17 protein-coding genes are annotated in these 13199 nt (G+C 36.4%); 4 read left to right on the forward strand and 13 right to left on the reverse strand.

All coding sequences use genetic code 11. The features are described from left to right. Positions 1-4 precede the first annotated feature (4 nt). Positions 5-787, reverse strand: a complete 783-nt coding sequence (locus BN1082_RS02405; RefSeq protein WP_090630326.1) for a patatin-like phospholipase family protein — start codon at positions 785-787, stop codon at positions 5-7. A gap of 446 nt (positions 788-1233) precedes the next feature. Here BN1082_RS02405 and ylbJ point away from each other — a divergent pair, with 446 nt between their 5' ends. Next, positions 1234-2448, forward strand: a complete 1215-nt coding sequence (gene ylbJ, locus BN1082_RS02410) for a sporulation integral membrane protein YlbJ (RefSeq protein WP_090630329.1) — start codon at positions 1234-1236, stop codon at positions 2446-2448. A 390-nt stretch (positions 2449-2838) separates the two neighbouring features. Next, complete coding sequence (locus BN1082_RS02415; protein WP_090630332.1) at positions 2839-3366, forward strand: dihydrofolate reductase family protein; 528 nt, start codon at positions 2839-2841, stop codon at positions 3364-3366. A 283-nt stretch (positions 3367-3649) separates the two neighbouring features. Here BN1082_RS02415 and coaD read toward each other — a convergent pair whose 3' ends face one another. The 7 genes from coaD to BN1082_RS02450 all read right to left on the reverse strand — a co-directional run bounded on the left by coaD (position 3650) and on the right by BN1082_RS02450 (position 7783). Next, positions 3650-4135, reverse strand: coding sequence for a pantetheine-phosphate adenylyltransferase (coaD, locus tag BN1082_RS02420; protein WP_090630334.1), 486 nt, complete (start codon positions 4133-4135; stop codon positions 3650-3652). A 12-nt stretch (positions 4136-4147) separates the two neighbouring features. Continuing rightward, complete coding sequence (rsmD, locus tag BN1082_RS02425) at positions 4148-4708, reverse strand: 16S rRNA (guanine(966)-N(2))-methyltransferase RsmD (protein ID WP_090630337.1); 561 nt, start codon at positions 4706-4708, stop codon at positions 4148-4150. A 941-nt stretch (positions 4709-5649) separates the two neighbouring features. Then, complete coding sequence (locus tag BN1082_RS02430) at positions 5650-5925, reverse strand: YlbG family protein (RefSeq protein WP_090630340.1); 276 nt, start codon at positions 5923-5925, stop codon at positions 5650-5652. A 155-nt stretch (positions 5926-6080) separates the two neighbouring features. Next, complete coding sequence (locus BN1082_RS02435) at positions 6081-6524, reverse strand: YlbF/YmcA family competence regulator (RefSeq protein ID WP_090630343.1); 444 nt, start codon at positions 6522-6524, stop codon at positions 6081-6083. A 55-nt stretch (positions 6525-6579) separates the two neighbouring features. Then, positions 6580-7020: a hypothetical protein gene (locus tag BN1082_RS02440; protein WP_090630346.1), complete on the reverse strand. Its 441-nt coding sequence runs from the start codon at positions 7018-7020 to the stop codon at positions 6580-6582. A 98-nt stretch (positions 7021-7118) separates the two neighbouring features. Next, positions 7119-7358, reverse strand: a complete 240-nt coding sequence (locus BN1082_RS02445; protein WP_090630348.1) for a YlbE-like family protein — start codon at positions 7356-7358, stop codon at positions 7119-7121. 17 nt (positions 7359-7375) lie between these two features. Then, positions 7376-7783 (reverse strand): YlbD family protein, encoded by a 408-nt coding sequence (locus tag BN1082_RS02450; protein ID WP_090630351.1) that lies wholly within the window; start codon positions 7781-7783, stop codon positions 7376-7378. A gap of 142 nt (positions 7784-7925) precedes the next feature. Between BN1082_RS02450 and BN1082_RS02455 the strand changes: the two genes are divergently transcribed. After that, positions 7926-8423 carry a PaaI family thioesterase gene (locus tag BN1082_RS02455; RefSeq protein WP_090630353.1) on the forward strand — a complete coding sequence of 166 codons (498 nt, stop codon included), beginning with the start codon at positions 7926-7928 and terminating at the stop codon, positions 8421-8423. Positions 8424-8492: 69 nt separating this feature from the next. Here BN1082_RS02455 and BN1082_RS02460 read toward each other — a convergent pair whose 3' ends face one another. Together BN1082_RS02460 and BN1082_RS02465 are read right to left on the reverse strand one after the other, a co-directional pair. Beyond that, entirely contained in the window at positions 8493-9569 is a 1077-nt protein-coding gene (locus BN1082_RS02460; RefSeq protein WP_176699619.1) for a CAP domain-containing protein, read from the reverse strand. A 339-nt stretch (positions 9570-9908) separates the two neighbouring features. Further along, a complete protein-coding gene (locus BN1082_RS02465) occupies positions 9909-10343 on the reverse strand; it encodes a CBS domain-containing protein (protein ID WP_090630355.1) in 435 nt (144 codons plus the stop codon). 231 nt (positions 10344-10574) lie between these two features. Here BN1082_RS02465 and BN1082_RS02470 point away from each other — a divergent pair, with 231 nt between their 5' ends. After that, the gene (locus BN1082_RS02470) at positions 10575-10937 is read left to right on the forward strand and encodes a YugN family protein (RefSeq protein WP_090630358.1); all 363 of its coding nucleotides are present in this window, start codon (positions 10575-10577) and stop codon (positions 10935-10937) included. A 308-nt stretch (positions 10938-11245) separates the two neighbouring features. Here BN1082_RS02470 and BN1082_RS02475 read toward each other — a convergent pair whose 3' ends face one another. The 3 genes from BN1082_RS02475 to ctaF all read right to left on the reverse strand — a co-directional run bounded on the left by BN1082_RS02475 (position 11246) and on the right by ctaF (position 13199). After that, positions 11246-11710, reverse strand: coding sequence for a DUF420 domain-containing protein (locus tag BN1082_RS02475; RefSeq protein WP_090630360.1), 465 nt, complete (start codon positions 11708-11710; stop codon positions 11246-11248). Positions 11711-11826: 116 nt separating this feature from the next. Further along, on the reverse strand, positions 11827-12708 hold the full coding sequence (ctaG, locus tag BN1082_RS02480; RefSeq protein ID WP_090630362.1) for a cytochrome c oxidase assembly factor CtaG: 882 nt from the start codon (positions 12706-12708) through the stop codon (positions 11827-11829). Between the two features lie 155 nt (positions 12709-12863). Next, positions 12864-13199, reverse strand: a complete 336-nt coding sequence (ctaF, locus tag BN1082_RS02485) for a cytochrome c oxidase subunit IVB (RefSeq protein WP_090630365.1) — start codon at positions 13197-13199, stop codon at positions 12864-12866.

Below are 13199 nucleotides of genomic sequence, written 5' to 3' on the forward strand. Positions count from 1 at the left end.
ACGTTCAGCCCTTCCAATTCTCAATGACTTTTTTTATTTGCATTACATGTTTTTTGGTTTCTTCTTCTCCCAGAGAAATGATTTCTGCAATATTCGTAAAGGCTCGAGAGCTATATTGCTCAACTGACGGGCGCAACATGATATCAGCTGCAGTAACATCGCGGATATTAATAATTTCTGTTTGCATAATGTCTATGCTCTGCATAATAACATCGTAAATAGAGCTGATATCAGCATTTTTCTTTACCATAGAAACATCAACTGCAATGATGATATCAGCCCCCATTTCCTTCGCAACTGAGACAGGTACACGATCGGAAACGCCCCCATCTACTAACAGTCTTCCTCGATATTTTACAGGTACAAAAATTCCAGGAATAGATATACTTGCCCTTACAGCATCTGAAATAGGTCCGGATTTAAAAACAACTCTTTCTCCTGTGAGCAGATCAGTTGCCACAACACCAAGCGGAATGGATAACTCCTCGATATTTTTCCCATGGGTGAATATCTTAATGAATTCTTTTACCCTTTTTCCAGTAATTAACCCCATCTTAGGAACTGTAAAATCTAAAAAGTATTTTCTTTTAAATGCAGTAGACAGTTTATATAAACGATTTATTTCAATCCCTGTCGCATAAAAGCTACCAACTAGAGCACCCATGCTGCTTCCTGCAATCAAATGAATGGGTATCCCCTCGTCCTTTAACACTTTAATTACTCCTAAATGAGCAAACCCCCTTGCACCGCCTGAACCTAGTGCCAACCCTATTTTAGGCTGCTCCATGAACTCTAACCTCCTGATCAAAACCAAATAGAATATTTACCCTTAGACTATATTAATCTTGCCTGTTGATTTCCGCTCCAGGCACTTCGCTTTCCGCGGGCGGTTCGGGGAGTCTCCTCGGCGCTTTAGCGCCTGCGGGGTCTCCCCTGCCCCGTACTCCCGCAGGAGTCTCGTGCCTTCCGCTCCAATCAATATAGTGGAAGAATCATCAATGAGCTTTAACAAAGCCTACCCTTAATATGAATCTGTTCAATCTTATGGTCTAAATTAACGTTCTATGAGTATATTTGAGTTATATGAGGCTGGACAAACCAGAAATGCCGAAGCGCCTTGACCAGCGGTGCTAAGGCTGGAAATAAGATATTAGGTCAAAGAATAATTCCTATTCTAACATTTCGGATATTTATTACACAATAAGTAATCCTCTCGGAAGGAGGTACGCATGGTTGTTTCGGTCCAAACTAAAAACCATTTTTTTATCCATAGCGGTTACAGGTTTAGCAGCTTCCCTAATATTCTTCCCGCGAGAGTCGTTTGAAGCATCAACCCGCGGACTAAATATGTGGTGGACAATCGTGTTCCCATCCCTGTTACCTTTTTATATTGTTTCAGAAATGTTAATTGGCTTTGGTGTGGTCAAATTTATTGGTGCGCTCTTAGAACCGATTATGAGACCTTTATTTAGGGTACCCGGTGTCGGAGGATTTGTATGGGCGATGGGAATGGCGTCCGGTTTCCCGGCAGGCGCTAAATTTACTGCCCGATTACGTCAGGAAGGTCAATTATCTCAAATTGAAGCAGAACGACTCGTTTCTTTCACGAATTCCTCAAATCCTTTATTTATCTTTAGTGCTGTATCTGTTGGGTTTTTCCAAAACCCAAAATTAGGAGTCATCCTTGCATTAGCCCACTATCTAGGGAATATTTGCGTTGGAATCATCATGCGATTTTATGGTAATGAAAAACCAAATAGAAATATTTCCAATGAAAAAAAGTTCAAAATTCGTGCAGCCATGTCGTCATTGCATCAAACCCGAATAAAGGACAATCGTCCAATAGGTAAACTACTTGGTGATGCGGTTAATTCATCAATTCAAACATTATTAATGGTTGGTGGCTTCATTATTCTTTTTTCTGTTGTCAACAAAATCCTTTATCATTTACATATAACTGCAATACTCGCTAAAGCAGTTGAAGTATCGTTATCATTCTTATCGTTCCCAGTCATGTTAAGTATTCCTTTTATTTCAGGATTATTTGAAATTACCCTTGGAAGTCAGCTTACTAGTGATGTCCAAGTAGCAACATTATTGCAAAAAACAGTGATTACAAGCTTTATCCTTGCCTTTAGTGGTTTTAGTGTCCAAGCACAGGTCGCTAGTATCCTCGCGCAAACTGATATCCGCTTTAAGCCATTTTTTTTAGCAAGAATAATCCATGGAATTGTTGCAAGTCTGCTCGTCTTTTTACTTTGGAAACCTGTTTATATCCGTTTTTTTAGTACAGAACATACATCGAATGCTCTGCCCGTCGGATTCTTCGGAAATGGAGCTTGGCTGGATTCGTTTTATCATAAAATGATTGAAATAGGACCATTGATCACCATTTTTGCTCTCGCCGGTAATGCGCTGATCTTATTGTATAAAATCCGAAAAAATTAAAAAAGAGGATATGGGACTAACGGGTTCGGATTTGAAGTACAAAATTAAAAAACACAATACGATTAGAAGTCCAATTCGCATATGAATTGGACTTCTTTTATTTGTTGATATATAAGGATTTATTCCATTTTAACAAGTGGATTAGCACTCAAATTAGTAACTTAATTAGCAACTGTCTGTTATCCAACAGATTAACTCCCAAAATCGTGCTAAAATAGATGCTAATTGTATTGAAGAGTAGCGTAAATTTTTTAGCAACTAACGAAGTATTCTGATACTTAAAAGTCTTTTTACTTTTGACGTGTAATCGTCCTTTTTAAATTATGACAAGTTTTGTCGTAATTAATAGTTATACTAATTTTATCATCCGACAAAGGAATGGAGATTTATATGAAAAAACAGCGTAACATTATTTTATACATTGGTACTTCAATTGATGGCTATATTGCAAATGATGATGGTACATTAGAGTGGCTAGAATCAACAGAAGTAGAAGGAGATTCTGGCTATAATTCACTGCTAGAAAGAATTGATACTGTTGTTATGGGAAAAGGAACTTATGATGTCATTCGTGGATTTGATATGAATTATCCTTATAGTGATTATAAAAATTATATATTTTCTAAATCTGTTAGTGGAACAGATGAATTTGCTTCATTTATTGATGAAGATGTCAAAACTTTCATTAAAAATATAAAACAAGAGCCTGGTAAAGATATATGGTTAATTGGTGGAGGAAACTTAGCTCGTGAATTTTTTAAAGAAAATTTAATTGATGAATTCCAACTAGCTATTGCACCTATTATTTTAGGGAAAGGAATCTCCCTTTATAACGGAGATGATATTACTCTAAAATACACACTAACCAAAGTAGAAAAATTAGGTCAACTTGCTATGCTTCATTATATAAAAAAATAATTATGATTATCTTTTCCTTTTTTAATAGGGGAAGTTTTTTACCTTTTCAACTACATTTTTTACTGAAAACCGTTCGAAAATTAATAGATGATTAAATAACTAACGACGAGCTTTAGTTAAAAAGCGATATAGAAAAATGCTCAGAAATTTTATGCCCTGAGCATTTTTAATACCGATTATTGTGTTAATTAGCTTGTAATTTTTACTGTGTTTTTATCCGCTAATTTGAATATTGTACTTCATAACCGAACCTGTTAAGATGGGACATCCTCTTTTTTAATTTTTATTCTCTATAAAATTTTTTATGTAATTCCTTTTCTACAAGTGGTGGGACAAGCTCTGATATTTTCCCATTGTATTTGGCAACTTCCTTTACAATACTTGAGCTTAAAAAGGAATACTGATTATTAGTCATGATAAAAAAGGTTTCAATATTCTCGTTAAGTACCCTGTTCATCGAAGTAATTTGCATTTCATATTCAAAATCTGATACAGCCCTTAAACCACGAATAATTGCATTCGCATTAACAGATTTTGCATAATCAACAAGTAACCCTGAAAATTGATCCACTCTTACGTTTGGAAGATCCTTTATTACTTCTTTGATAAGATCCATTCTCTCTTCAACCGTAAAAAGCGGGTGTTTTGCAGAATTGTTTAAGACCACAACATAGACCATATCGAAAACCTTGGCCCCTCTTTTTATGATATCTAAATGGCCATATGTTATTGGATCAAAACTTCCCGGACAAACGGCTATACTCCCCAAAAAGATTCCTCCTTATTCATCACTATTTTTTGAATAAATCGTAATAGCGATGATCCCATACTTTTCATGTTTGATTTGAGTACATTTTCCCACAGATTGAGGCAAAACCACATCATGACTGTGTTCGCAGATAATTACACCACCGTTTTTTATAAGCTTCTGTTCATCCATTTGTTCCATTAAGCTAATTAGCTGCTGTTTTTTGTACGGTGGATCTAAAAAAATGTAGTCAAAAGATATTTCCCTCTTAATAAGTGCTTTTAAAGCTCTCTCCGCATCATTACGATAAACCTCAGCCTTATCTTCAAATTTACATGCCTTTAAATTATCATGGATTGTCTGAATGGCTACTTTCTCCCGATCAATAAAAATAGCTTTGTCCAAGCCTCTGCTAAGCGCCTCTATCCCTAAACCGCCGCTTCCGGCAAAAAGATCGAGCCCAATCCCCCCATTAAAGTAAGGTCCAATCATATTGAATAATGCTTCTTTCACCTTATCTGTCGTAGGTCTGGTTGTACTTCCGGGAACTGCTTTAAGGGGCCTTCCTTTACATATGCCTGAAACTACTCTCAATTACATCACCACAATCATATTTTCAAAAAATAAGTTTTTTCTTTCATTATCCTATCATAATTCAAAAAACTAGCCAAATAGAAAAGCGGAAGCGCCTTGATCAGCCCCGACAAGCATAAGACGGTTCCAAAAGGAAGGCGTTTTTTGCCTTCTTTTTGGAAGTGGCTTATGACCTCGAGGGGCTAGGCGCTGGAGCTGGACAATAAGAAAAGCGGAAGCGCCTTGATCAGGGGCGACAGGCATAAGACGAGCCGGCTTGAAGGTTGGTTTTTAACCTTCATGACGGATTGGCTTATGACCCCGATCCCCTAGGCGTTGGAGTTGGACAATAAGAAAAGCGGAAGGCGCCTTGATCTGGGCAATTCTCGAAGTTCAATGATATTAATTCCGATAATAGAGGAAAAAAGAACTCCCAATTTATTGGTGCTAATTCCATTTGAAAATTTATATATTTGACGTATAAGCCATTTTTTAATGGAGATAATGTTAGTAACAACATCAATTCGAGGATGTTGTTGCCAACCGCGGAGAAGACTTACGTTTCCCCATAAGTTCTTCCTCCGGTTTCTCCTCTCCCTTTGCCTTCTATCCTAAATTAGGATGTAGAAGGACCCTGCAGATTTAATCTGCAGGGTTTTTTCTTTTCATATAGCTGTGTTAAACTTGGCAGTTGATTTGCGCTCAAGAAGCGAGCATCCGCGGGCGTTCCGGTGAGCCTCCTCGGCGCTTAGCGACTGTGGGGTCTCTCCTGCCCCGTACTCCCGCAGGACGTTGAATCAGCATCTTTGAATCTACACCGCACGAAGGAAATGCGATAGCATTTTCGAGGATCTCGCGCCTTCCGCTCAAATCAACATAGGTTCAAAATCAACAATGCTCTTTAAACAAAATCTTTCATATAACAAATAGAAAAAGTAAGGAACAGTTCTGTCCCTTACCTTTTAAATACCCATTTTGTAATCATATTCCTTTGCTTTATCTGGTACGGAGTTCTCATATTCAATCTTTAAGAAAGGCTTATAGGAAGGTTCAACCTTCTTTACAAATGAAAAAGATGTTAACTTCTCTATAATTCCGTCTAACTCCTCTTGATTACAGTACAAGACTACATATTTTAACTTTTTAGAGACATAATGTACATTACCAAATCGCCTTAACATTTTGGCTTGTTTTAACGAGTAAAGCCAAACAACCAAACCTTGCCTCTGAACAAACATACTTTTTTCCCCTTCAACAAACCATCATTTTTTTAAGTCTAGCATAAAAAAACATTCTTTTTCAATTTAAAATTTACAGTCATTCCATCTATTTGGTGATAAAAAAGAAAGAGGATGTTCCTAAAGGGCCTGAGACTTTGTTTGGAAAGTCCTCTTTAGCTACATCCACAGCTGCCACCGCTTCCACAACCACCAGAATGATTTTTATGGTTGTCAAAAAACGGGTTACCGGTAGGAACCTTAATTTGCTCGGAAACTGCACCTGCCACTAATAAGCTGATTTCATCTAACAAGGTTTGTAAGTCATTTTCAGCTAATTTGAAGTCAGCCACATGTGAGTCTAAATCCATTTCTCTTTTGACTTCACGTATTTGGCCCATGACTCTCTTATAATCAGGATGGTATCTTCCAAATCGTTGAACCTCTTCATACTGTTCTTTTAGACTGACAAAACGATTTATTTTTCGCTGTGATTCCTTATTGTGTTGTAATTTATATAAGCACATCTGATATTGTTCAGCTATTTCCGAATCCATTATCATTTTGGCTAAGACATCTGCTTTTTCCAATAATTCAACTCTTTCTGATGTAGCAAGCAAATTCGCTCACCTCCAATCACCATTTTAACATGCTTGAATGGAGAAAGCGAAGGTCTTATTTAGGTATATCTACTAAAAATTCCTTTTCTAACCCATATGGTTCATTCTTTAAGTTCACTACTTCTAGCTTTAGTTTATGATTTCCTGGTGATATTCCTTTAATGATAAACGCTGCAGTAGTCACTTCTTGCTTCTTTTTGCCATCAATAGAAACCAACACCTTTCCAACTTTTTCTTTGGAATGGTCATATTGGCGAAAACTAATTCCTGTTAAAATGCATTCAACAAATACATCATTCCCCCTCGTTTGATGATGGACAAAAAGAGAAGGTATTTCTTGCGAAGCTATATTATTATTCGGTATTGCAACTGCCGATTCAGTAATTGGTTGTTCAATCAAAATGATATTGGGTTTTGTTTCAAGCTTCGACAAATCCTTTTGGTATCCTATAAATGATCCGAGAAGTATGACTTTTAATAAAAAAAATGATTTCAAAACGATTCACTCCTTTTTTCTATTGTTCGCCTCCTCTCTTTTTTTAGTCTTAAAACCTAACAAAATAAAAGGGCCACATTTTTAATTGTGGTCCTTTGCTAACTTTGATTTTTCATGGTCTGAAACATATGAAACATCATCTGAGCCATTTGCACACCATTAGAAAACTTTTCAATTTGATGAGGTATTGTCCTTTTATAATAATTTAGCGACTCAATTTCGAGTGATTCTAGATCATAAGGATTTCTAGAAAGCTTGCGATACCATTTTGGCTGTTCACGGACAAATTGTTTTAAATCCCTTTGGCGTTCTAAATATTCAAGAACCTCTTTCCGCATATGCATAAGCTCCTTGATTAATCTTTACGAAATGAAAAAGGATGTACTGGGCCTTCAGGAGGTTTTGCAGGATTGGACCCTGGATTGCCCCCTTGAAATTGTGATAAAACCCCTTGAATTGCTCCAATCGCTTGACTTAAGTTATTAATGTGCTGTTGCATTTGATTTGCATCCATATTCTTTACCATACCTACAAGATTGGACTTCCAATCACCTTTTGTTTCGGTGCTATTTTCAGTTTCTGATCCTGTTTTATCTGAACCCAATGTCTCCCAGCGCTTATCATCTTCTCCAAGTAAATACCAATCTTCGTATAACTCCTGCCAGGTAGCATTTCCCTTGCGCACCTCTTGTATAAGCTTCGGATTGCTTTTAACAAATTCTTTAAACTTGATCACGGAAGGATGCAATTTTTTTGGCGCCATTTTACTCACCTCTACCCAGATTACTCTCCAATATCACAATATGTTTTAAATTTTGATTTGTGAAAAGCCTTTACAAAAATTAAAATGTTTTATGTAGAGATATGATGACAAATAGTTGAATACGATGAAGGAGGGACGCATGATGAAAGACAAGTTAGTTCATTTATTAAATACTTGTATTAACCATAGTTCAGAATCAGATTTACTTGCTCTTTCCTTCGTTTTAGAAGGAATGCAAAATAAACTCTTAGGGAACAACGGTTATTTTATTGATGGATTGCTTCATATGGAAAGGAAATTTGATAAAAATTCCTGTGAAATCACCATTCCGATAAATCCAGTTCTCAATAATTCTTTAGAAATTGTTCATGGTGGAATTACGGCAACACTATTGGATACAGCAATGGGTACACTGGCAAATTATCTTCTTCCAGAAGGCTATGGCGCCGTGACAAATCAGCTAAATATTCATTATATAGCCCCGGGTATTGGAGAAAATCTTCGTTGTAAAGCTGAAATTATTCATCAGGGAAGCAAAACGATGGTCATATCTGGAGAAGTTTATCGGAGTGACGGAAGAAAAATTGCTTATGCAACAGGTACTTTTTTCATTATCGATAGAAAAATAAATGAGGCATAGGAACATGATGGTCAGCGGTATTAAGACTCCATGAATATGAAAAAAGAGACAAATATGTCTCTTTTTCCATTATGGTTCAAATTTTTGGATAAAATTTTGCGTATAATATTTCTGATATACCCCCACTCCAAGATGGGTAAAGTTTTTATTTAAAATGGCGTCTCTATGTGCTTTACTATTTAACCAACCTTCAACCACAGCTGGGCCATCGGTATAATTAGCGGCGATATTCTCACCTGCAGTCTGGTAAGACACCTTTGCAGCCTTTAATCGATCTGCCAGGCTACCATATTTCTTTGATGTATGGGCAATCTCATTATTTTCAGCCATATCTTTACTGTGTTCATATGCAACCTTGGCTGTTGTATCATCCCAGAGTAACGGCGGTAAATTGTTTCTAGTTCGTAATACATTGGTTAAATCAAAAATTTCCTGTTCTGTACCGCTCTCTATCATTCTCCACTTATCTTCACTTGGAATAGCCGGCTCAAGTAATTGACCACTATATACAAGCTCATAAGGTTTTTCTTTAACGAGTGTTTCCCCATCAAGGAAACGGACACTTGAAAGATTTCCAGTAAATTTATCGATATAAAGCTGTGCATAAACATCACCCAATTGAACAATTGGACGAAGATTTAAATCGGTGTCACTTAATTCAAATCGATAGGAGTTTCCATTTAGCTCAATATTGAAATTCGTGTCAATATATTGAGTATTAAATATTTCCTCAACCGGTTGTCCTATTTCGAAAGGAGCAATATCTAAATTATCTCCCATTGCATAGACCGTCACAACACGATTATTCTCAACTCCAACCTGGAAATAGTGGGAATAGTCTTCGTTATAAATATACCATTGATAATCATACAAAGATTCGTCAATTCGCTGTGGTTGTCCTAGTTGTTTTTCTAAATAAGATACATCTTGTCCAATGAACAATGCCAATCCTTCTTTTGGTTTTTCAGTGGATGGTTTACCATCACTTTTTTGTGGTAATTTTGGTATGCTTTGTTTCATTTCTGAACTATGATTTTCTTTTATTAAAACTTTATTATCATCTTTTCCATCTATATTAGAATAAAAACCTATAATAAGGAGAACCGCAGAAAGAATAAGGACTCTAAATAATGTTCTCAGAGGCATTCACCCTCTCTATAACTTTTATTTCTGTATTTGTTTCATTAGTATAATTATATCATCTATAGCTTTTTAAGTAATGCAATAACAATCCGAGAAATAATAAAAGTGGAAGCGCCTTGTTCAGGGGAGACAGGAATAAGACGATCCGGCGTGAAGGATATTTTTTAACCTTCAGGACGGATTGGCTTATGACCCCGAGCCCCTAGGCGCTCCGCCGAAAAGCTCACGTTTTTCGGCGTGCGAGGTATCGCTTCCAAAGCTTACTCTTATGGAGCTGGACAATTCTCGAAGTCCAATGAAATATTATCTTATTCAAAAAGAAAACTCGCCGGTGGGCGAGGTCTAATGTTGTACTCCATTATAATTAGATTCGGAAATTTCCGTTAGAGCTTGTTTTGCTTGGTCGTCTGTTAACTCCCTTATTGCAAAATCGCCTAGTGAAACAATTCCTATTAACTCATCTCCTTCAACAACAGGTAAACGCCGAATTTGATGTTCTGCCATAAGCTTTACTGCCTCTCCGCTAGATGCGTCAGGAGAAATGGTGATCAGATTGTTGCTCATAATATCTTCTACTTTTGAAGATGGTGGGTGTCTTTCAGCAATACCTCTAATAACGATATCACGATCCGTGATCATACCTACTAGTTTCTTTTGATCAACAATCGGAATTGCACCTACATTTAATTCCTTCATTTTGGCAGCTACTTCATACACATTGTCTAGTAACGTACAGCACTCTACTTCATCTGTCATAATGTCACGAATTCTTTCCATACTATTACCACCTTACTCATGAATTAATTAAAACACCATCAACATTTATAATCCCTAAATAGCAGGATATTTATACACCATATTTGAACAAAATATCAGAATTTCGTTTCTAGTCTAAGTTGAATGTATTCATTGCAAGTTGCGACAATTTCAACTATTATTAAATTGAATTAATCTTACACTAAAGCCAAATAATGTAGGTATTGGCAATGTTTTCAGGAGGGATCCAATTTGAAATTTGAGAACATGGGAATGGAGAAAATTAAAGCAGACTTAAACCGGTTAGATGAAGTAATGGAAGATCATGGTTTAATTCGTGCAGGTCAATGGGACTACGAACGAGTTACATACGATCGCAAGTTTGAAATGAAAGAAGGAACATTCTATCTTCGTGTCCAAGGGTATGCGGTAGAAGGAGATGTCGATACCTTTAATGCAATCATTCAATTAATGACGCCACTATTAGGAAAACACTATTATCCACATGGTGTAGAATATGGTGAAGGCGAAGTTTTTCCATCATCACTTGTTAATCAATGTAAAAAAATTATTGAAGAGGTTACTGCGGAAATCAATAAATTTGCTAAAAAATAAGGATAATCTCTACTAAACAATTAAAAAGCGCAAATGTATATATTTTTATACATCTGCGCCTTTTTATTTTGGCTGTGTTAAACTTGCCTGTTGATTTGCGCTCAAGAAGCGAGCATCCGCGGGCGTTCCGGGGAGCCTCCTCGGCGCTTAAGTGCCTGTGGGGTCTCCCCTGCCCCGTACGTTGAATTAGCATCCTTGAATCAACATCGCACGAAGGAAATGCGATAGCATTTTCGAGGATCTCGCGCCTTCCGCTCCAATCAACATAGTTTCAAAAATCAACAATGACCTTTATCACTGCCTATATTTTAAAAACCTAAAATGGCTTTAATCATTGAGGTTGTTTCTCCGCCCTGATAAATAACATAGAGCAGCAAATATACTACTATACCTGTTATCGCTGTAAAGAACCATATGAAACTTGTAATAGGACCAAGTCTGCGATGAAGGGAGAGGTTATTTCTATATCCAGAATTTAATGAAGCAAGGCCAAAAATCGCCCCCACCGTTGCTAGGGTAATATGAAAAACTAAAAAGATAGTATAATAAATTTTAATATTATTTGGACCGCCAAACGATGTATTTCCTATAAAAACAGTTCTCGTTGCGTAAATAATAAAAAAGGTAAGAGCAAAAATACCAGCAGTAAACATGGTCTTCCTGTGTGCTTCAATTTTCCTTTGTTTTATTTGCCACCAGCCAATTGCAACTGTTATAGCGCTTAAAACAATGAAAGAGGTACTGATTGTTGGTAAAACAGGTAAAGAATGCATTCATATGTCCTCACTTCTCATTTATTCTATACTAATTTTAATGTAACACCTCTATTTTTTCAATGAATAAGGATTACTTAAGCTTTCCATAAAAAATCCCCCACCTTAATGGGAGATTATTTAACAGGGGATGAATTTAAAAGCTGGTTCATTTGTTCTGACTCAGCCTGGTCCTTACGATACCATTCAAAAAATACTTTCCCTAGCATAATACCATAAATTAATTCTTGGATTATCTTCATTAATACCCCGCCAAGCTGTTGATCATGAATCAATGACATAGAACTAAACAGTTCAGGGCCGCTTAATTTTAAGCTGGAGAAGGTTGAAGAACCTACGCACAAGCTCATGGCCTGTCCCCAAGCATTTGGGTCAGAATAAGTGGCATACATAGGATCACTGGCAAAAATAATTAAAGCACACGCAGGGGTTAACAATATTCCATCCGCAAAGATATACCCTACTTTTTTTAGTCCGTTCAATGTCTGCTGTTCTGGCAGAAGATTGACTAACGGCCACCACATGAAGATGGCAAGAATGAACAATAAAATCGAAAAACCAGCATGGAGCCAAGTATTTTGCATAACATGGTCAAAGATCATTGGAACATGATATAACGAAAACAGACCGTTAAAAAGAATCAATGCGATAAGTGGTTTAGTAAAAAATCCAAAATAGAAAATTTTTCGCCAAACCCATGTCGGGACTGCGACTATGAATATCGGCGGAACTATTAATACCAATGAAGCCATTTGAATCATATGAACATAAAACATTAGGTGTGCCATTAAATCAATTGGTGAACCTTTAATGATATAAATAAGCACCATTGATAAAATAAATAAAAAAATTTGTTTTTTTGTTAATGGTTCACTATCAGGAAACAAGCTTCTGTATTTTGTAGTAAGGACAAAATAACCTGCTGTTAGTCCAATTAAAATAAGTAGAAAGTACGGGCTCCAAAGTGCTTCAAATCCAAAAATATCTAACGAAAGCACCGAAATCACCTCATTATTTTTTGCTAATATAATTATGCTCCAGGTTGGAATCGTAATCCAAATAATGAAATAACTCTCAATTTACCCTTAAAAAAGGAAAATCGGCTTACGGCCGATTTTCTTTTTTTACTGGATTCAACTGAACCAGTTACTATTTACCACCAGATAATGGTAGAAAAAGCCAAAATGGTAACTAATCCAACGAATAATCCTGAATATAAAAACAATGCTGGGGCTTCATGACCTTTATGACTCATATGCATGAAATAGTAAAGCTGAAAAATTACTTGGACAACAGCTAAAAGGATAATAAATGGTACAGTAAACCATACAGTAAATCCTTTCATGGCTACTGCCGCAAAAGCAATAAATGTTAAGAAAATCATCAAGGTAAAGGAAACAATTTGATATCTCATTTCCTCTGCACTCTTTTTCCGACGATATTCAATGTCAACTTTTGGGTCGCCTGAATTCACATGTGAATTTGCCAT

This window comes from Neobacillus massiliamazoniensis, from assembly GCF_001048695.1.
Taxonomy (GTDB): domain Bacteria; phylum Bacillota; class Bacilli; order Bacillales; family Cytobacillaceae; genus Neobacillus; species Neobacillus massiliamazoniensis.